We start from the raw sequence: 19,547 nt of genomic DNA, 5'->3' as shown, positions 1-19,547 counted from the left end.
CCCGACATGTTGATTTAGCTTGCTACATCAATTCCCCCGACAGCTGTGTCACCCTTTCCAGTTTGCATAACTGATTGAGTGATTTGATAAAATTTTTCAACCAATTATGTAAATGGGTTACCAACATCACCGATTCAAACGTAAGTGAACCATAGGTAACTATACTCATTTTGATGTCTTCACTGCTTTGCGATGAAGACTCAACGAAAGAGCAAATTGCTCCACAACTTTGCTTAGAATAACCGCTAGGACACCATTATGATTATCTCAGCTTCTACTGACTACCGCGCTGCCGCGAAAGCCAAGCTTCCCCCGTTTCTATTCCATTATATTGATGGCGGCTCTTACGACGAACGCACGCTGAAGCGTAATACTGACGATTTAGGTGATGTCGCTCTTCGCCAACGCGTCCTACGCGATATGACAGATTTGAGCCTCGAAACCGAGATCTTCGGTGAGAAACTGGCAATGCCAATCGCGCTAGCTCCTGTTGGTCTAACTGGTATGTACGCGCGCCGAGGCGAGGTGCAAGCAGCAAAAGCAGCCGAGAAAAAAGGCATCCCATTTACTATGTCAACTGTTTCGGTTTGTCCGATTGAAGAAGTCGCACCTGCAATTGAACGTCCAATGTGGTTCCAGCTTTACGTGCTTAAAGATCGTGGCTTTATGAAAAACGTACTTGAGCGTGCAAAAGCAGCAGGCGTAACAACGCTGGTGTTTACCGTTGATATGCCAGTTCCTGGCGCACGTTACCGTGACATGCACTCAGGTATGAGTGGCCCTAACGCGGCCATGCGTCGTGTATTCCAGGCGATGCGCCACCCAAGCTGGGCGCTGGATGTGGGTCTACTTGGTAAACCGCACGACTTAGGTAACATCTCAACTTATCGTGGCGAACCAACAAAGCTAGAAGATTACATCGGCTGGTTAGGCGCAAACTTCGACCCTTCTATCTCCTGGAAAGATCTTGAGTGGATTCGTGATTTTTGGGATGGCCCAATGGTTATCAAAGGCATTCTAGATGAAGAAGACGCGAAAGATGCGGTACGTTTCGGCGCAGATGGCATTGTGGTATCTAACCATGGTGGCCGTCAGTTAGATGGCGTACTTTCAAGTGCTAAAGCACTACCAAGCATTGCGGATGCGGTAAAAGGTGATCTTAAGATCTTCGTAGACTCTGGTATTCGTACTGGTCTTGATGTCGTTCGTATGCTCGCACTTGGTGCAGACTGTACGCTTCTTGGCCGTTCATTTGTGTACGCATTGGCAGCACAAGGCGGAGCAGGCGTTGAAAACCTACTGGATCTGTACGATAAAGAAATGCGTGTAGCAATGACGCTGACTGGCGCTAAGTCTATCGCGGATCTTTCACGCGATTCGCTAGTGAAAATCCCATAATCTTTGCAATCGAGCAAAACAGAAACGAAAAAACGAGCCAACAGTGGCTCGTTTTTTATTGCTCTTCAACCCGATAATTTGACGAGCAAGCTAGCTAACTTGGTGAACGTACTCGATCACGACTTGGTTTCCGTCGATAAACACGTTACTGATATCGCCATCCACCGTCACACGATTTTGTAAATAAACGGTACCAGATGCAGATAGATCACGCTCCGTCAAAGACGGAATCACCTGACCAGGACGTACATGTAGCTGCTCGCATAGCTGTTTTACAAAACCTAGCGTCAGTGGAGAATTACCACGTAACAAGCCAGAAAACTCGTGTAGACTCAAACCAAGGCGCTTCGCCATTTCCATTTGAGTGATGTGCATTTTGGCTTTTTGTGACATCCAGATGTCGTAGAGCGCGTTTCGATCCAGCTCTGTAAATTCCATATCTGCCTCCGCTAATTCAAGAGCCAATACACTCTCACACTTACTTAAGATAAATGTTAGCGATAAGTCAGAGAAGTTATAATTGATCGTCCAAATATCAACCCTCAATCATTGGTAGCGTACCTCTGAACATGCATGAGGCGGTCGCTCAACAGAACATTGAGGTGACTCTCTTTTCATCGGAAGGAAAAGTCCATCTCGGGCGGTTTAGACATAAGTAAATGATTTAAAGGAAATCACTGGGGTGAAGGAGTAATATCTGCTACCTTTCCTTCCATGGTTCACTAGAAATAAGTTACATATGCCACAGTGGTTTACCGAATTACAAAGCTACATTGAAACGTCTCATCAAAATTGGAGTGGGAGCGTCCTTTTCATTACGCTCGCTAGCTTTATAGCTTGGATAGCTTGGCGGCTGATCCGCTCTCGCCTCGCTGCGCTCGTAGAGAAAACGCCCTTCCACTGGGATGACATGTTGCTTGATGCGCTAAAAGCGCCAGTCAGTACACTCATTTGGTGTTGGCCAGCAACCGCCTCTATCGGCATCATATTAGAGAGCGAGCTCAACGATAAAATAAACTGGTTAAGTACGCTGAAACTGATTTTAATCATCAGCATCTTCGTATGGACCGTTATGCGGCTCATTACCAATGTTGAAGAGCATGTTCTCGAACAAAAGAACCGAGATGAAACAACAGTACAAGCGATAGCTAAGGTCGCGCGCCTGTTCTTTATTACCGTCGGAATTCTAACCGTAATGCAGGCATTTGGTCTGTCACTATCGGGCCTACTTACCTTCGGTGGTGTTGGTGGTTTGATCGTCGGTTTAGCGGCGAAGGATTTGCTGTCTAACTTTTTTGGAGGTCTTATGATCTACTTCGATCGTCCATTTAAAGTTGGCGATTGGATCCGTTCTCCAGACCGACAAATAGAGGGGACAGTAGAACGCATTGGCTGGCGCATGACCATTATCCGAACTTTCGATAAGCGTCCACTGTATGTACCAAACTCAGTGTTTAGCAGCATTGTCGTAGAAAACCCATCTCGCATGCTGAACCGACGTATCTACGAAAAAATTGGACTTCGTTACGACGATGCAGAAAAAATGCCGCAAATTATCACCGCGGTAAAAGAAATGCTGAAAAATCACAAAGACATTGATGCACGCCAAACACTTATCGTCAACTTCGATACATTCGGTCCATCATCATTGCACTTCTTTATCTATACCTTTACTAAAACCGTGAATTGGGTGAGATACCATGAGGTTAAGCAGGACATACTGCTTAAGGTAATCAACATCATTAAAGAACACGATGCAGATATCGCGTTCCCTACTCAGACGCTTAAGCTTGATCCTATACAAATGGTAAAAGCGGAAGAGCAAGAAGATCATGGCTTCTAGTTCTCACCAATACCCAAATAATCAAGCCCGCTGTGTTTAAGCGGGCTTTTTATTTTTCTTCGCATGAAGTGGTTATTGTTGCGTTAACACCATACGTGCATTCAGCGGTTGGATTGGGCGATTGTTTTTCCCCATTACTTCCGAAAAAGATTTTATCTGCTCAGGAGAAATAGTTTGTGCTTCTTTCATCACGAACCAACGTACACCTTCAGAGCATGGCGGTGTCGTTAGTGAGCCGTTAAAGCGGTAGTAGTCTTTATCACTTGGGATAAGGGCATCAGCATCAAATGGAACCTTGATAGTAACATCTTGATCTTTAGTTGGAATGTTAGCTAGCATCTTAGCTAGATCTGGGTTCGCGTCACCCAGTTTAAAGAACACCGCGACAACAGCTAGATGACCTACTTTGTCGGCATGCACAAAGTGTGCTTCTAGAGGGTATTCTTTACCGTCCACATGGTTTTCAGATGGCGTATGGAAGTGGAACTGTTTCAACGTAAACTCTTTACCATCAATGGTGAGTGTGTTTTTACCTTCTAAACCAGTCTGTAAAGTGTGACCGTTGTTCAGCAGTGAAATTGCCTTACCTTCGTAGTCGAAATTCAATTTTTCTAGCTTCGCTTCGGTCGCCGATTCAATGTTGATTGGGCTCTGGTTTTGACCTTTTGCGCACTCAGATGCAAACTCACCCCAATGAGCTGGCCCATGGTTTCCCTCGTAGCCCCAGCTTGCTGCATAAGCTGTTCCTGTAAATACCAGTGCCAAACCTAATGTTGTTAGTGACTTCTTCATCATTTTCCTTATTTCTGAAAGTTAAATTCCGTGAGAATAAAGCCATACTAATCTCACAAAATTAAGCAGTGACAGAGTGAAAACTATGATTACAAAAGATTTTTGGAATAGAAGCCTCTAATGATGTAATTGACATGATGCTCAAAATTGAACGTCAACGATTATTGAATCGGTGTAAGTACCTGCAGGAGGGGTCGTTTGGCTGGTTAGTATCTGCGCGCGATAATTATAATTCTGTGGAGTGATACCATCCGGAATGGAGCCGCCAGTATCGACGTCACTGTGTTCACGACGTTCAGAACTGGTGCCTCCCCAGCGCTCCATCGTTGATGACTTATAGATTTCATACTCCAAATAGTGACCACTAGAAATCATTCGCCGCTGACCGCCGGACGCATTTAGGCCGTCATTCAAGCCAATGGAGAAGGAACTATTCTTGGTACAAGTTAACGATATAACCTGACTGACTGGTTCAAAACCGGCCACTAATGGGGACGAACCAAAATCAATATCTGGCGCTGTGATCATACAATCAGGGGTCACTTCCAACTCAACCGTAATCACGCTTTGAGCGCTGCCATTGGCGCGGCCAATGCATACCCCTAGAACCCCGATACCCTTACAGTAATCCCAAATCCAGGATACGGTGATTTGGTCTTTATAAGTCCCAGCGGAAAGATTACTACCCACTCCCGTCCGAGCATAGAGCGGAAACTCGGCTTGAGTGCCAAACAACCCGAGTAAATCGAGTAACCCGATTTCAAAAAAATTGTAAGTTTGGCCGAATACATACTCTTGTGAAAGACCTGGATCGCCAAAAATCTGATAGCTGAGCTCCGAACTCGGATCATCCTCATTTAATAGCAAACCATTATTTATACTGTTAAACGTTGCTGATACGTAGTCGCCACTTAACAAAGACACAAGTGTAGAAAAGTCACACGTAATCCCCGCATGAGGCTGAGCTGAGCTTTGCTGCTGAGAGCTTGAAACAGTAAACGAAGAAACATTGCCAAACAAGATTAAAGGTGCTGCCGCCGTGAGCTGACAAGCCATTGTCGAGCACGAGAAAAAGAGAAGTAGGCTAGCAAACCAGCTGCGCAAAATCATAGTGCGGTCTCTTCTTCGGCTTTGATACAAACCTGCTCAGGCAATGTTTGTATTTTTTGACTGTCACGCTGATACAACCCCTCAATAAACACTTTACATGGCGACTGTCCTTGAGGATAAAACTGAATATAGCGGCCTGGGTCAACGCCTTCAAAGTACGTAAAACCATCCCAACCAATTTGGCTTGTTAAGCCCGTTTCTGAGCGGCCATATGTACCAATCGGAAGGAACAAATGATTTTCGTCTACCACCGTCATGCTCAGTGCAATTTGTAGCTCTATTGGGAACTCTAACAGGTAGCCGTAGCCCGAATGTATCGAAGCAAACTGCTCTGTCGCAGAAAACGCAGCATTGGCAGGTAAATTAAGTGGATCGATTTCATATTTGGCGGTGTAATACGCCGTAGCCCAAGGAACAAGTAAGTAACCTTCATCGTCTGTCACTCCGACAATTTGATTTTCATATTTAACCGGAATACCTTCAAAACCACTGGTGCTCACCACAGCGAAGCTGTCATACACTTCATTCGCCGGGAATATTTCTCCATCCAATGTAGAGACCGAACCTGCCATTTCCGCAAAATAATCATAGTCGCCACTGGTGCCATTTAACCCCGCTCTGAACTGCGCCCATGACGCACGGTAGGTCAAATCGGCCTGTTTACGGTTTTCTGGGTGTTCGTTAATATCATGCGCTAAATTGACGCCCCACCCACCTCGTATTGGCGCAAGGCGGCTGTAACCCACTCGCCCTCGCACATCGCCATCGTCCTCTCTTTTCAGCGTTAGCCCCGAACTTCCCCCCAAAGAACTGAAAGGTAGAGAGAATTGCGCCAGCGTAACACTCTGACCACCAATACTATGGTTGTAAGAAAGGGACATATTGATATTAAAAGGCAGAGCGTAGCTATAAGTAAGATTTAGGGTACGTGAATCTGAGTCGGATTGTTGAATATCAAAGTACCCACCAGAAAGTGAGCCCCAATCTCCCAAACGGACTCCCATATTGATTTGTGATAGATGGCGCGACGCGAGTGAAGCGTCCTTGCCTTCATCGAGCATTTCATAATTTGGTAAATGAGATAAGGTATAAAAGTCGGCTTGTTCTACTTGAGTTCGAGCAGCGAAGCTAAACAGCCGAGACTGATAACTATAACCTAGCGCATATGAGGTAGATTGATCCTGAAAATTACTCACACGAAACGAGGCATCCACCGTACCCAAGTTGAAAGCATTGGTGACAAAGCCCAGCTCCGCAACGATCAGGTCATCTTTTGCTTCGGCTTGAGCTTCTAATGTTAACCAATCAGTCATGCCATGACGCAGAGCGGTAACCACGCCACCGTCTCCATAGTCGTTAGATGCATTACCGAAATTTTCTCTGATCGCACCAATACTCGCACTGTAAGATGTAAATCCGGTCTTGAGTAGATCGGAAGAGAGAAAAAATGGGCTGGTCATGACCGTTTGCTTACCTTGAGCATCCGTTGCAATTACCGTTGCTTCCCCAGCACCAGAGAGCATTGGAATATCGTTAATAATGAAAGGACCGGGCCCAACATTCATTGAGTCAGTTTTAAAGCCATTGATAAACAAATCTAACGTAGTGGGCGCTGTGACCTCACCGTAAAATGCAGGTAACGGCGTCGTCACGACATCCGGACGCATAGAGAAATCATGCGACAACTGAATACCCGCCAGTCTTACTGGTTGGCTCCAAGATAAAGGGCGAACAATATAGTCCCCTACCTCCATACGAATTCGCTTCTCTTGATTGACGTACTCGTAACTCGTATCAAAACGAGTGTACTGGCTGCTTTTCTGGGACTGAACATCGCGATGAAAGTTAGATTTAAATATCCCGGTAGTAGAAAAAACGCCAAACTCAGAAAAGGCTCTGACTTCATGATTTATAGAAACCTCCTTTTGTCGGCTTTCGTTCTCGTACACACCAAATACGTTGTAGTTAAGCAGGCCACCACGCCCAAACTGAGCCGGGGAAAATCGCCCCATATCCTGCGCTGATAAGCTCTGCATCGGTAACCAATTAGGCGGTACGTCAATTGCAAGTTGCAATGACGATTGCAAGTAACGCACGTTAACACCTGGGATAGACGTAACCTCAAGTCTCTCTTCGGTTCCAGGCAACGACGTGGCGGTAACCCCAACTGAAATGAGGTCCTCCCGGAGCAAAAAGAACTGATCGCTAACTCGCTCAACTTTCGCAACAAGCCCTGTTGCTCTTTGATTGATCACCAACTCCAGATTGAGGCTAATATTCTCAAACTTTTCTAATGAGAAATTTTCAGGACTCGGTAGCTCAGAGAAGTGGTTTGCTGAATTTGCACAAAGACCAATACTGCTCCACGTTACGCTAAGTAATACCAACCAAAAGAAAGCATTCATTGTATTAAATCTATTCATTATTGCTTCAATGGTATTTGGTAACGTTTACCTCCAATATTCGCGCTCAAACTCAAGGGGCTGACATTACTATGGGGAATAGACCAAACCTTATACTGTTCAGGAAGAATATAGCCAGCTAGTCCATCGGAAATAACGACAGGATCTTTATTTGGTAGGTTCAATTGTAAATTCACTAAGCGAACATGGTGTTTTCCTGAATTTTTAATGTGAACAAAACGCTGATTATTTTTCTTAATAAACTGTGCCTGTAAATCATCCCATAATTCACTGTCACGGTTTGGTTTTTGAGTATCAGTCAGCCCTTTCCCGTAAATAAACAAAGGTATCGAGTAACGCATTCGGACTTTTACAGCGAGTTCATTTTCCGTCAATTCTGTTTGAGGGTTTTGAGTTGGCGGTAATTCATCTATGATCACTCGGTATGCATACTCCTTACCCGCAGAGGCTTCATCTTGGTTGATGATGCGGATTAACTGCTTTTCACCTGGTTCAATTTTGACAAACGGAGGGGTTGCAATTAACTGGCTTTGACTTGAATAGCTATCTTCTCCTTCGTTTTGTTCCCACTTAAAAATTCTCACCTGTAAATAAGAATCAACACTGCCTTTATTTACCATCCAAAGTGATGTTGCATTACTCTCCTCTGATATTTTGGGGTAAATCGGCCAAATTAATAATGAGTTAGCGTTGGCATTTGAGAAAAAAACAAAAAGGAAGGTTATTAATAATAGTTTTTTGAGTATGAATTCCATTTCACCCCTCCAAAGTTCACTTACCACTCTAATGTCAGCGTAAGCGTATCCATATAAATTCCAGCCATTTCATTCCCATTTATTGTCGCCTTTGCCCAGATAGGAAACTGAATATTATCTGGGTCTTGGTCAGTATCGACGGAATATTGCGTGTCAATATCAAGCACCTGCGTATAATTTAGATCCTGAAACAAAAAGTAATCTACCGTTGTCGCTTCTTCACTGTGCTTTAGCTTACGTACACCATCCGATGCATTCATCCCGCCATTTACGGAAACATTCATCGTAATACCCGGAGTACAACTTAATGTGAGTGATGAACTGTAAGTGATGCTGCCTTGTACTTCCGTCACGTAAACTGAAGAATGCTCACCAAAATCTAACGTGCCTATTTGCCCGGCTTGGGTTGCGCTTTCTTCTTGTACTGCGCCGTTAATCAAACAACCTGTATCTACGGTGGCAGACACCTGAAAAGTTTGTGTCGCATCAGCCAGCACAGTTAAAGAACACAAACTCATCGCGACAAGTGAAAAGCCCCTAACAACCAGCGTCACGTTTTACCAGCTTAGCGTCACACTGATGGTATCGGAGTATGTACCGGCAATGCTGCTCGTACCGTAAGCTTTCGCAAAAAGCTCAATAGTTTGCGATGTTGCACTAGTAAATTCAGACAGAGCTACCGTCCCACCTTGTATAATTTGTGTGCTTCGGTCTGAGTCGGTAAACAACGTATAATCAATAAATTGCGCGCCATTTGACATCGCGTAGGTACCAACGGTCGCACTTGCATCATACAATCCGGTGCCCAATGTAAACGTCGGTGTCACACCATTACTACAAAGCACTTCAATACCCGTCGCACTACCACCATTTACCACACCATCTTGTTCACTGAAGATTGCAGGCACGTCTCCAAAGGCGAGTGAGCCAAAGCCAACGCCAGAAGCTGCATCTACCGCATTATTTCCATTAATCACACAACCTTGTACAAGGTTAATTGAAACATCAATCGTACCGCTCACTGACGCTCCATTCGCTTGCCAACTAAATGAGGTTAAGAGCAGAGGCATCATCAGATAAAATCTTTTCATATAAAGCTCCATTTTTACATTCCACTGTATATCGGTAACCTTTTTATTAGTTATAGCTCAATTATGACAAACCAAATGCATATAAAATGTAAAACAATAAAAAGAAGCAGGATAAGGATAAAGACGAACAGCAAATAAAAATATTAAACTTAAAAGTGACGATTTTTAAGCATGTAATGCTAAAAAATAACCACTAAAAACAAATGGTTATTATCTTGTTCCAAATACAGAATCGACAATGAGTTAGAAGGTAGGGTGAAGTTGAGTGGAAAAAATCTAAAAAAAGTAGCAGAACGACACGAGAAGTTTAGAAAAGATTGGCGACCATTTCTTCCCAAAACAAGAATCTTCATGAAACAAAAATGCGCCCCAAAAAGGAGCGCATTTCTTACTTGAATAAGTTATTCCCAATCAAGAATAACCTTGCCTGACATGCCGCTGCGCATTACGTCGAAGCCTTCTTGGAAATCGTCAATCTTGTAGTGGTGCGTGATGATTGGCGATAGATCCAGACCAGATTGGATCAGTGAAGCCATCTTGTACCAAGTTTCGAACATTTCACGGCCGTAGATACCTTTGATCACCAAGCCTTTGAAGATAACTTGGTTCCAGTCGATACCCATGTCTGATGGTGGAATACCTAGTAGTGCAATACGACCACCGTGGTTCATTGTGGTTAGCATTGAGTTGAATGCTGCTGGGTTACCAGACATTTCTAGACCTACATCGAAGCCTTCTGTCATGCCTAGCTCAGCCATTACGTCTTCTAGCTTCTCTTCTGCAACGTTTACTGCGCGTGTTACGCCCATCTTACGAGCAAGTTCTAGACGGTATTCGTTCACGTCTGTGATCACTACGTGGCGAGCACCAACGTGTTTAGCAACCGCTGCTGCCATGATACCGATTGGGCCAGCACCTGTGATAAGCACGTCTTCACCTACTAGGTCGAAAGAAAGTGCTGTGTGTACTGCGTTACCAAACGGGTCAAAGATAGACGCTAGATCGTCAGAGATGCCTTCAGGGATCTTGAACGCGTTGAACGCTGGGATAACTAGGTATTCTGCGAATGCACCTTCGCGGTTAACGCCCACACCAATCGTGTTACGGCATAGGTGAGTACGGCCGCCACGACAGTTACGACAATGACCACACGTGATGTGACCTTCGCCAGATACGCGGTCACCGATTTCAAAGCCACGAACTTCCTGACCAATCGCAACCACTTCACCCACGTATTCGTGACCAACAACCATAGGCACTGGAATTGTCTTTTGTGACCATTCGTCCCAGTTGTAGATGTGTACGTCTGTACCACAGATAGCGGTTTTCTTAATTTTGATCAGAATGTCGTTATGGCCAACTTCAGGTTTATCAACCTCAGTCATCCAGATGCCTTCTTCAGGCTTTAGCTTTGATAATGCTTTAATTTTCATAATGTAACCTTAATTAAAGGCCCTATTGTCTAAGGCCTAGAATCTTAAATAAGACCCATGTCCTTACCAACTTGGATGAACGCGTCGATTGCACGGTCTAGTTGCTCGCGAGAGTGCGCCGCAGACATTTGAGTACGGATACGTGCTTGACCTTTTGGTACTACAGGGAATGAGAAGCCGATTACGTAGATGCCTTTCTCCAGCGCACGCTCTGCAAATTCTGCTGCTACTTTTGCGTCGCCAAGCATGATTGGGATGATTGCGTGGTCAGCACCACCCATTGTGAAACCAGCGTCCTCCATACGAGTACGGAAGTGTGCTGCGTTTTCCCATAGACGATCACGTAGGTCACCGCTCTCTTCTAGTAGATCTAGAACGCGGATAGAAGCGCTTACGATTGCTGGTGCAACAGAGTTAGAGAATAGGTATGGACGAGAACGCTGACGTAGCCAGTCAATCACTTCCGCTTTACCAGACGTGTAACCGCCTGAAGCGCCACCCATTGCTTTGCCTAGCGTACCAGTGATGATGTCGATACGGTCAACCACGTTGTGGTGCTCGTGCGTACCTGCACCAGTTTTACCCATGAAGCCAACAGCGTGAGAGTCATCAACCATAGTCAACGCGCCGTACTTCTCTGCTAGGTCACAGATAGCCGGAAGGTTTGCTACTACGCCGTCCATTGAGAACACACCGTCCGTTACGATAAGAATGTGGCGAGCACCTGCTTCTTTCGCAGCGATCAGTTGTTGCTCTAGCTCTTCCATGTTGTTGTTTGAGTAGCGGAAACGCATTGCTTTACATAGACGAACACCATCGATGATTGACGCGTGGTTTAAAGCGTCAGAGATGATTGCGTCTTCTTTGCCTAGAATAGTTTCAAATAGGCCCGCGTTTGCGTCGAAACATGATGTGTAAAGAATCGTATCTTCTTTACCTAGGAACTTAGAAAGCTTCTGCTCAAGCTCTTTGTGGATGTCTTGCGTACCACAGATAAAACGTACTGAAGCCATACCAAAGCCGTGCTCGTCCATGCCTGCTTTACCCGCTTCGATAAGTGCCGGGTGGTTGGCAAGGCCAAGGTAGTTGTTCGCACAGAAGTTTAGTACTTCTTCACCAGTAGAGATTTTAACAGCCGCTTGCTGTTGAGACGTAATGACACGCTCTGATTTGTAAAGGCCTTCCGCCTTTACTTCTTCGATTTGCTGCTGAATCTGTTGGTAGAATGCAGAAGACATTTGAAATTCCTTCCTAGTTATTTTGGCGAGTATTTACTCGTTTAGAATTAGGTTGAGCCTTTATGTGACGGGCGTCACGGGCTATCACTCATCAATTAATTGTAGTGTAATTCAAGGAAGGAGGAAGGATTATACCTTAAGGTGGAAAAGCATTAATGAATCCTAGGCACAAATTCGATTAATGCTTTTCTATGAGGTTGTTATAAAAGGAATTATAGCCAGGTAGGCTTAGCCAAAAGTGCTTCAAAGTCCTTAGCAGGTAATGGTCGACTATAGTGGAAACCTTGTCCGAACTCACAGTTTAGGTTTTTCAGGTAATCCACATGACGCTGTTCTTCGATGCCTTCTGCGACGATCTTAAGATCCAGCGCTTTTGCCATTGCTATGATTACGTTCACAAGCTCGCGGTCTGAGTCGTTCTCGAACATATTTTGCATAAAGCTACGATCAATTTTTAAGCGGTCGAACGGAAACTTCTGCAAGTAACTCAGCGCAGAATAACCAGTACCAAAATCATCAATAGTAAGTTTGGTGCCTAACGCTCGTAAGTTATTAAGCATGTCTAATAGCTCAGAATCGTGATTGAAGAGGAGACTTTCTGTCACTTCAATATCGAACTTATCTGACGGAAGACCAGACTCCTCAAGGCTGTGTTTAATAAACGTAAGTAAGCGCTCGCAGTACCTAAATTGAACACTAGAAAAGTTTACAGAAACAAACAACGGAGTCAGACTCTGCCATTGTGCCGCTTGTCGACACGCTTGTTGAATAGCAAACTCACCAATTTGATGAATTAAACCATTTTTCTCTGCAATAGAGATAAACTCTTCAGGGTTTACGAATCCGTACTTGTCATCATTCCAACGCATTAGCGCTTCTGCCCCTACGATTTTACCACTACTCAGCTCAATAATTGGCTGATAATACAGCTCTAACAACTGATTGGAGATCGCACTTCTCAGACGATTTTCCAGATCCAAATAGCGTTGCAAGTCTTGGTTCATATTATGGTTATAAAAACAAAAGCCATCACGCCCATCTTGTTTCGCCCGATACATTGCCATATCTGCACATGCAAGAAGCTGCTCAGCGTTGTCTCCATCATCCGGGAACACAGACATTCCGACGCTGCTACTCAAGAAGAATTCATGGTTGTTCCAAACAAACGGATCGTTAAACGCCGAAAGTACACTTGAAGCAACTCGCTTTGCAGTATCATTATCAGGCAAATCAGGGATGACGAGTAAAAACTCATCCCCACCAATTCTCGCCAATAAGTCTGTTTTTCTCGCGACTTGATACAGTCGCTGAGCACTGAGTTTAAGGATTTCATCCCCAACAAAGTGTCCCATTGAATCGTTAATCTGCTTAAAGTGGTCTAAGTCGATGAACATCACCAAAACTTTAGACCCACTACGCGATGCCCTAATTAACTCCAAAGCCAATCGCTCGGAACCATAACTACGATTAGGTAAATTGGTTAATGTGTCATATTTAGCTTGGAAGGCGAGTTCTTTTTCAGACGCTTTTCGACGTTCAATTTCGTTCGTTAATTTTTTATTCTGTTTAGAAAGAATATCTTTACGCTTTTTTTCTTCCTCAAGCTTAATTTTCAATTCAATCCTATTATTGTTCGTGATGAATGCATAACATAAAGCAATGACGATCATAACGGCGAGAATACTCAAACCAATAATAAAGAGCCGTGATGTAAATATATCTCGTTCACTCAAAGGCTCGAACCACGCCATCAATTTGAAGTGATGTTTATCCACAGGCACTTCAAAGTAAATTTTTCCGTCTATAGCCTCAGAAACGAAATAGTTCTCATCCTTATTGTGAGAAGGTGTTTTATTTATGGTATCCCATACAACCATTTCCACGTCTTTTATTTTTAGCACCATTCGGCTATAACTATCTTCGTGTTCTTGGTTAGTAAGTTGGTCAATAACAATATTCTTATTAAGATCGGCAATTAAAAAGGCAACAGGCTTTCCGGAGAACTTAACTTGCTTAATGACTTGAATGCGAACGTCATCATTGTATCGCGTCGCACAAACCTCTTCGGGATGCCCGTGTTGAGTCATTAAGGTTTGTATGTCCATTTTGTGCTCGGCAAGGTTTTCAGATCCAGTGGTGACAATGGTGACTCCATCACTGCCTACCAGCGTGAGCTTCTTATAGATTTGGCTGCTATTAATTAGCTTACTGTCTATCTTCTCATCGAAGCGACGCTTTAAATTAATTAGACTGGCTCCTAATCCATACTCCATTGACATGCCAGAAGCTAAATTACCAAAGAATGTTTGTATTGTTTTATCTGTAGCTAGATTATCAACATCTTCACTCGCTATGGTAAATAAATTATCGAGTGTGCTTGCATAACTTTTAACTTTTAAATCTAGTTCTCTGTATTGAGATTCTTTTAATTTATTTTGACCTACGCTAGTCACAGTAATAAGCATAGCTAAGTAAATTGAAACTAATATTGCGCTTATTGTAATAAATCTTTTACTGGAAAATTTTTTAACGGCCTTATTCATCGGACTTTCTTTTTATCTTCTATAAAGTAATCGTTATAAAAGTAGTAAATAGATGGATAGTATTTTTTTACTAGTTTTTCGTATGAACCGTCTTTTTTTATCGAGTCTAAATAACGATTAAATGCTTTGCGTAATTCAGGGGAATTTTTACGGAATGCAACAGCCATTTTTTGATTTTCAGATATAGGGCCAATGACTTTTATTTCACCCGGCCATTTTTCGAGGGCAATTAGCGTATCCGCAACATCTAATAATGTGCTTTCCGCATCATTTTTCATTATCGCTGGAACCATCTCATTAAGGAGACGCGCCCCATCAGGTAATATAACTTTTGCACCTGTGTCATATAAGTCATAAAGGTTAGGATCCAAGCAAGAATGTTCTAAAGCTAACACTTCGCGACCATCGATCAGCTGCTTGACGTTTTTAACATCTTCATCGACCGACCCACTTGGTTTAATCGGGCTCAGACTAGAGTCGGATCTGGAAACCAACCATACACCTGAAGGAAAATAATCTTGAGAAAAATCGACAACCTCAGAACGCCAATCAAGAATAGTAACGCCATTTGCGATCAAATCGCCTTCAATTGGAACACTTTCTCCGACAACAGCCTGCTTGTTGTGATATTGCACATTTTGCCCTGTCAACTTACCAACCACGTCGCTCCACTGTGCTGGAACATACTGGTACTGAACACCTAACGACTTGGCAAAACCTTTTATTATCTCTACATCCAAGCCAGTCAAAGTTTCCACTTCACCTTGTTCAATATAGGAGACAAAGTTAGCGTACGGGACACCAATGTGACGCAGTACACCGCGTTCACGGATTTGTTGTAAATCGTCTGACCAAGCGGCAGACGACGCAACAGAGGTAACCATGAGCGCCACCGTCGCTAAAGTTCTTTTGAATGTTATGACTGACATAATAATATCCTTACCTTTCACAAAGCGCCCAATAATGGGCGCTTGAGTGATAAACAACGATGTTAGAACGACGAGTAATACAAATTCGTCATCGCCATTACGAGCCCTTCCACATCTTGTTCGTCATGGAACAAATGCGTAGAGATACGCAGCGCGTAAGTATCAAAGTCATCATCCTTATGCAGCTTAAAGCTAGTCGTACGGATGATGTAACCATACTCTTCACGTAAACGATCTCGGAATTCCGTCAGTATCTCTTCATTAGTTACATCGGAGAACGGGTTAACCGTCGTTAAGCCACTGGTTAAGCCTTCCACGTTTGGTGAATACATTTTGGCTTGTGGTAAGTACTCTTGAAGCAAGGTTTTACATAAACTACCAAGGCTTACAACTCGCTCTTCGATACGGTCTCGACCAATCTCATCCCACATTTTGCAACTATCAACTAGTGCTTGTTTCGCAGGATAGTTATCGTTACCAATGTATTGCATTTGCAGCTGTTTACCCAGGTAATCAGCATGAGAAAGTGAGGAGTTGATCAACCATAACGGGTTCTCTCGGTCACTCCAATACTCATTCAAACGGTTACCGTTATCACGAACATACAGAATACCCGTCGCGCCCGGACCACACTGCCACTTATGACCAGATCCTGCATAGAAATCACAATCCATATCGTGGAAATCAAGGTCAAACATACCGACCGTATGCGCGCCATCAACAAGAGTAGGTACACCATACTCTTTTGCTAAAGCACAAATGGCTTTTGCTGGTAGCGCGGTTCCTGTTTTGTATGTGATATGAGAGAAAACAATTAGGCGAACGTTTTGATTCGCATCAAGCGCGTCTCGGAACGCTTGAATGTAATCTTGCTCAGAAACGTTTTCGGTACCAGTAAATACTGGTAGTTGAATTTCTACCACATCCACACCAAAACGATGTTTCGCTACGTTCATAGGTGATGTTGCAGCAATATGTTCATGGTGTGTCGTTAGAATCACATCACCTGGTTCAAAGTGTAAGCCATTAATGATCGAGCATAAGCCATCAGTAGTGTTGCGGCTGAGAATGATCTCTTCTGGGTTAGCACCAAAACCTGGTGCGACGTCTTTAACCATCTCAGAAACATACGGCCAAGAGCCAAATTTGCCTTTCATATCCCAAGGGTATTTAGCCACCAGCTTGTTGTTATGCTCGTAATCTTCAAGAACATGTTTTGGCATTGAACCTGTTGTACCAATGTTCATGTAAGTGGTTCGTTTATCCAAAACGAACTGTCTTCGCACTTTACGCCAGAAGCGCTTATCGTGTTTTCTACCTAGCCCGCGGCTGCTCCAATCAATTTTCTGTTCTCGTGCTTGAGCTACGCCTGAGAAAGCGGAAGCACTCACACCAGCAACAACAGCTCCTGTTGCGCCTTTCAGAAAATTACGGCGGCTGCTATTAGTCTGAATAGATTCCTTGTCTTTCATCTTTTTCAATCCTTGTCGGAAATTAGCCATATTATTAATTTTAAGTGCGTAACTATCTGTTACTAAAACATTATTACCCATTACAATCAGAGTTTAATTTTTTCCTCTGCCATTAAGTGACTTTAGTTCCAATTTTTTATCTTATTTGATGATATAAGCAACAGTTTGACCACAAATCTATAAACAACAATGTTCACATTAATATATTCGTTAATTTGATTATTCTTTATTGCGGACAATTCCACCAAATTCTTTATAAAACAATTATGAGCTTTGTTATAAAGTCATTAAAAATTTAACTTTGCGTTAATTTAAAAATATTCAGGCTATTTTAAGATTGGCGTCTATTCTTTTTATATCTTAACGATCTCAACATGTTAAGACTAAATAAAAGAAAGCTGATTTCGGATCGAGATATCAGTTTAAGACCATAAAGTGATACACATCACTCTATGACATAAACTCACCGCTCAACATACATAAGTAAAACAGGTTTTCACTAATATGTGCTTGAGCGTACACCCTAAAAGAAGGAGGTCCCATGTTAAAAGGATTGCTATGCATTTCAGTTGCATCCGCTCTTGTCGCCGCACCTAACGTGCTAGCAAAAACGGTAGAAATGACTGCTCTCAACACCAATGAGAGCGCTGGTACCATTGAGATTTCACAAAGTGATTATGGCGTTGTTTTTACGCCTCAATTATCAGGTTTGTCAGCAGGTGTGCACGGTTTCCATGTTCACACTAATCCATCTTGCGATAGCATAGAAAAGGATGACAAAACCGTATTAGGCGGCGCAGCAGGTGGCCATTATGATCCTAACAACACAGGGAAGCATGGCTATCCTTGGACCGATGACAATCATTTAGGCGACTTGCCTCCACTCTATGTGGACATGGACGGCAATGCCATTCAGCCCGTTGTCGCGCCTCGCCTAAAATTATCGGATTTAAAAGGTCGAGCGTTAATGATCCATGCAGGTGGTGACAATCACTCCGATCACCCAAGTAAGCTAGGTGGTGGCGGCGCTCGCGTCGTATGTGGTGTTATTGAATAAACATTAACTTATGTCTCACACTTCTCTTTAGATTGCGAGAAGTGTGAACTTCTGTTGATATTGAGAGGATGTTGCATTGGTCTCAAGGTAGCTGTGGTGAAGCATTAAGATCGATTGGACAATCTTCGTCCCGATCCCCAAAGAACCGCCCTCCGCTTCTTCCTCAATGTGATTGACGAAGGTAAAGTGGATACGCGACTTATCCTCACTCAAATGCGCTTGGCAATGCACTTCCGAACCAATTGGGCTGTGGCGTAAGGCATTTTCAAGTAAGTTAAGCACCAACCGCTCCAATAGCCCCTTATCACCCACGGTTTGGATTTCGCTATCGATATCCACTTTCAACACCACTTCTTTACGAGAAAACTGGCTCTGCATCGTTTCAGCACATTCTGCCATCAAAGCGCCCAGATCTACGGGGCGGTACTCGTAGTTTGGCATTGGAGCTTCTTTGCGTGCGGCGTCTAATAGAGAATGCAATTGAGTTGAGAGCTTCTCACAATTTCGGAAAGCGACGTCAATCAAAGGATCGGATTCCGGATGTTGCAAACGCCATGTTTCCAAATAACCCAGCACGCTTGATAACGGCGTTTTTAAATCGTGACTAAGCTGCAACAAGCTTTGACGACGATGAGACGATTGATACTCCAACTGTAAAAACTGTTGCTGAATGTGCTTCGCCATCATCTGATAAGAGTGCGCAATCGGCACGAGCTCCGGCACTTGGTGAGTAAAATCAGGTTGCAGGCGGAAATCATGTTCAGCTTGCTGTTGAAGTTGTTTGGTCACGCGCTCAATTGGGTTCAATAGGCTACGTTTGACCAGTACATAAGCTCCAAGAGCAAAGCCTAAAATGGACACTAAGACCAATCCTGCCAGCGCGATGTAAGGAGTATCGACTTGAGCATTGGCAATGGCGTCATGTCGGGTACTACCAATCACCACATAGAGATAACCGACCGTAGAGCCTAATTCCTCTATCGCTGCGACAGAAAAGACTTTGTGTTCACCACGATTACGTGGGTCTTCACCCAAAATAGGAAAAGGCTGGTCATTTAAGAATTGCTTAATGGGATTGAGATCCACCGCTCCCATGATCTCCGCTCCTTCTGGTGCTGCATGGGTGGTGATATTGCCTTGGCTATCGAGGAAGTAGATTTCAAAGTCAGGGCCGATCAGCATGAGCGTGTGAAAAATCGACTTGAGCGCTTTAGGGTTGTAATCCGTACCGATCATCAGCGGATTATCATCACGCATGTGGCTGGCTAGCTCTTTATGCAGGCTTTGCTTAGTGCGTAACTCAATGGTTTCTTTTTGCCAATTGTAAGTCAGTGCAATCACCACCGCCGCGAGGCAAAACCACAAGCTAGTAAATACCACTAAGCGAGATTTGAAGCTCATCCTATCGCCTCCTTAAACAGCGATGTTTCTGAAACACCCGTGATGATTGAAAAATGACGGTG

The 19,547-nt window shown here is 43.7% G+C and carries 16 protein-coding genes; 3 read left to right on the top strand and 13 right to left on the bottom strand.

The genetic code is table 11. The features are described 5' to 3' along the window. The first annotated feature begins 258 nt into the window (after positions 1-258). Entirely contained in the window at positions 259-1,398 is a 1,140-nt protein-coding gene (lldD, locus tag R8N47_RS07600) for an FMN-dependent L-lactate dehydrogenase LldD (RefSeq protein ID WP_005383962.1), read from the top strand. A gap of 90 nt (positions 1,399-1,488) precedes the next feature. Here the strand turns inward: lldD and R8N47_RS07595 are convergent, their stop codons facing one another. Then, positions 1,489-1,836: a helix-turn-helix domain-containing protein gene (locus tag R8N47_RS07595; RefSeq protein WP_005375109.1), complete on the bottom strand. Its 348-nt coding sequence runs from the start codon at positions 1,834-1,836 to the stop codon at positions 1,489-1,491. A 301-nt stretch (positions 1,837-2,137) separates the two neighbouring features. Here R8N47_RS07595 and R8N47_RS07590 point away from each other — a divergent pair, with 301 nt between their 5' ends. Further along, complete coding sequence (locus R8N47_RS07590; protein WP_064354921.1) at positions 2,138-3,241, top strand: mechanosensitive ion channel family protein; 1,104 nt, start codon at positions 2,138-2,140, stop codon at positions 3,239-3,241. Between the two features lie 72 nt (positions 3,242-3,313). Here R8N47_RS07590 and R8N47_RS07585 read toward each other — a convergent pair whose 3' ends face one another. The 11 genes from R8N47_RS07585 to R8N47_RS07535 all read right to left on the bottom strand — a co-directional run bounded on the left by R8N47_RS07585 (position 3,314) and on the right by R8N47_RS07535 (position 17,027). After that, positions 3,314-4,033, bottom strand: a complete 720-nt coding sequence (locus R8N47_RS07585) for a carbonic anhydrase (protein ID WP_042521660.1) — start codon at positions 4,031-4,033, stop codon at positions 3,314-3,316. Positions 4,034-4,174: 141 nt separating this feature from the next. Next, the gene (locus R8N47_RS07580; RefSeq protein WP_064354922.1) at positions 4,175-5,143 is read right to left on the bottom strand and encodes a spore coat U domain-containing protein; all 969 of its coding nucleotides are present in this window, start codon (positions 5,141-5,143) and stop codon (positions 4,175-4,177) included. Then, positions 5,140-7,566 carry a fimbria/pilus outer membrane usher protein gene (locus R8N47_RS07575; protein ID WP_412034475.1) on the bottom strand — a complete coding sequence of 809 codons (2,427 nt, stop codon included), beginning with the start codon at positions 7,564-7,566 and terminating at the stop codon, positions 5,140-5,142. The genes R8N47_RS07580 and R8N47_RS07575 overlap by 4 nt, the downstream gene beginning before the upstream one ends. Beyond that, positions 7,566-8,321 carry a molecular chaperone gene (locus R8N47_RS07570; protein WP_064354924.1) on the bottom strand — a complete coding sequence of 252 codons (756 nt, stop codon included), beginning with the start codon at positions 8,319-8,321 and terminating at the stop codon, positions 7,566-7,568. The genes R8N47_RS07575 and R8N47_RS07570 overlap by 1 nt, the downstream gene beginning before the upstream one ends. 20 nt (positions 8,322-8,341) lie before the next feature. Then, positions 8,342-8,839: a spore coat U domain-containing protein gene (locus tag R8N47_RS07565; RefSeq protein WP_005383978.1), complete on the bottom strand. Its 498-nt coding sequence runs from the start codon at positions 8,837-8,839 to the stop codon at positions 8,342-8,344. A 39-nt stretch (positions 8,840-8,878) separates the two neighbouring features. Next, positions 8,879-9,424: a spore coat U domain-containing protein gene (locus R8N47_RS07560; protein ID WP_021035866.1), complete on the bottom strand. Its 546-nt coding sequence runs from the start codon at positions 9,422-9,424 to the stop codon at positions 8,879-8,881. A 389-nt stretch (positions 9,425-9,813) separates the two neighbouring features. Next, positions 9,814-10,845, bottom strand: a complete 1,032-nt coding sequence (gene tdh / locus R8N47_RS07555; RefSeq protein WP_005383983.1) for an L-threonine 3-dehydrogenase — start codon at positions 10,843-10,845, stop codon at positions 9,814-9,816. A gap of 44 nt (positions 10,846-10,889) precedes the next feature. Next, positions 10,890-12,083, bottom strand: a complete 1,194-nt coding sequence (locus R8N47_RS07550) for a glycine C-acetyltransferase (RefSeq protein ID WP_005375095.1) — start codon at positions 12,081-12,083, stop codon at positions 10,890-10,892. A 212-nt stretch (positions 12,084-12,295) separates the two neighbouring features. Further along, on the bottom strand, positions 12,296-14,626 hold the full coding sequence (locus tag R8N47_RS07545; protein WP_064354925.1) for a putative bifunctional diguanylate cyclase/phosphodiesterase: 2,331 nt from the start codon (positions 14,624-14,626) through the stop codon (positions 12,296-12,298). Then, positions 14,623-15,555, bottom strand: coding sequence for a transporter substrate-binding domain-containing protein (locus R8N47_RS07540; RefSeq protein ID WP_064354926.1), 933 nt, complete (start codon positions 15,553-15,555; stop codon positions 14,623-14,625). The genes R8N47_RS07545 and R8N47_RS07540 overlap by 4 nt, the downstream gene beginning before the upstream one ends. A gap of 62 nt (positions 15,556-15,617) precedes the next feature. Then, the gene (locus R8N47_RS07535; RefSeq protein ID WP_064354927.1) at positions 15,618-17,027 is read right to left on the bottom strand and encodes an aminotransferase class V-fold PLP-dependent enzyme; all 1,410 of its coding nucleotides are present in this window, start codon (positions 17,025-17,027) and stop codon (positions 15,618-15,620) included. A gap of 541 nt (positions 17,028-17,568) precedes the next feature. On the opposite strand from R8N47_RS07535, the gene R8N47_RS07530 reads away from it, so the two are divergent. Next, complete coding sequence (locus R8N47_RS07530; RefSeq protein WP_064354928.1) at positions 17,569-18,084, top strand: superoxide dismutase family protein; 516 nt, start codon at positions 17,569-17,571, stop codon at positions 18,082-18,084. Positions 18,085-18,111: 27 nt separating this feature from the next. On the opposite strand, the gene R8N47_RS07525 is transcribed toward R8N47_RS07530, so the two are convergent. Beyond that, positions 18,112-19,485, bottom strand: coding sequence for a sensor histidine kinase (locus tag R8N47_RS07525; protein ID WP_064354929.1), 1,374 nt, complete (start codon positions 19,483-19,485; stop codon positions 18,112-18,114). Positions 19,486-19,547 lie beyond the last annotated feature (62 nt).

It is taken from the genome of Vibrio sp. 2132-1 (assembly GCF_033344315.1).
This window is presented reverse-complemented; position numbering and strand designations above follow the sequence as displayed.

What these genes read in the sequence shown, in the direction of transcription:
- R8N47_RS07595 (WP_005375109.1), bottom strand. Translation starts at nt 1,836, where the DNA reads ATGGAATTTACAGAGCTGGATCGAAACGCGCTCTACGACATCTGGATG.
- R8N47_RS07535 (WP_064354927.1), bottom strand. Translation starts at nt 17,027, where the DNA reads ATGAAAGACAAGGAATCTATTCAGACTAATAGCAGCCGCCGTAATTTT.
- R8N47_RS07530 (WP_064354928.1), top strand. Translation starts at nt 17,569, where the DNA reads ATGTTAAAAGGATTGCTATGCATTTCAGTTGCATCCGCTCTTGTCGCC.
- R8N47_RS07565 (WP_005383978.1), bottom strand. Translation starts at nt 8,839, where the DNA reads ATGAGTTTGTGTTCTTTAACTGTGCTGGCTGATGCGACACAAACTTTT.
- R8N47_RS07570 (WP_064354924.1), bottom strand. Translation starts at nt 8,321, where the DNA reads ATGGAATTCATACTCAAAAAACTATTATTAATAACCTTCCTTTTTGTT.
- R8N47_RS07540 (WP_064354926.1), bottom strand. Translation starts at nt 15,555, where the DNA reads ATGTCAGTCATAACATTCAAAAGAACTTTAGCGACGGTGGCGCTCATG.
- R8N47_RS07545 (WP_064354925.1), bottom strand. Translation starts at nt 14,626, where the DNA reads ATGAATAAGGCCGTTAAAAAATTTTCCAGTAAAAGATTTATTACAATA.
- tdh (WP_005383983.1), bottom strand. Translation starts at nt 10,845, where the DNA reads ATGAAAATTAAAGCATTATCAAAGCTAAAGCCTGAAGAAGGCATCTGG.
- R8N47_RS07585 (WP_042521660.1), bottom strand. Translation starts at nt 4,033, where the DNA reads ATGAAGAAGTCACTAACAACATTAGGTTTGGCACTGGTATTTACAGGA.
- R8N47_RS07525 (WP_064354929.1), bottom strand. Translation starts at nt 19,485, where the DNA reads ATGAGCTTCAAATCTCGCTTAGTGGTATTTACTAGCTTGTGGTTTTGC.
- R8N47_RS07575 (WP_412034475.1), bottom strand. Translation starts at nt 7,566, where the DNA reads ATGAATAGATTTAATACAATGAATGCTTTCTTTTGGTTGGTATTACTT.
- lldD (WP_005383962.1), top strand. Translation starts at nt 259, where the DNA reads ATGATTATCTCAGCTTCTACTGACTACCGCGCTGCCGCGAAAGCCAAG.
- R8N47_RS07590 (WP_064354921.1), top strand. Translation starts at nt 2,138, where the DNA reads ATGCCACAGTGGTTTACCGAATTACAAAGCTACATTGAAACGTCTCAT.
- R8N47_RS07550 (WP_005375095.1), bottom strand. Translation starts at nt 12,083, where the DNA reads ATGTCTTCTGCATTCTACCAACAGATTCAGCAGCAAATCGAAGAAGTA.
- R8N47_RS07560 (WP_021035866.1), bottom strand. Translation starts at nt 9,424, where the DNA reads ATGGAGCTTTATATGAAAAGATTTTATCTGATGATGCCTCTGCTCTTA.
- R8N47_RS07580 (WP_064354922.1), bottom strand. Translation starts at nt 5,143, where the DNA reads ATGATTTTGCGCAGCTGGTTTGCTAGCCTACTTCTCTTTTTCTCGTGC.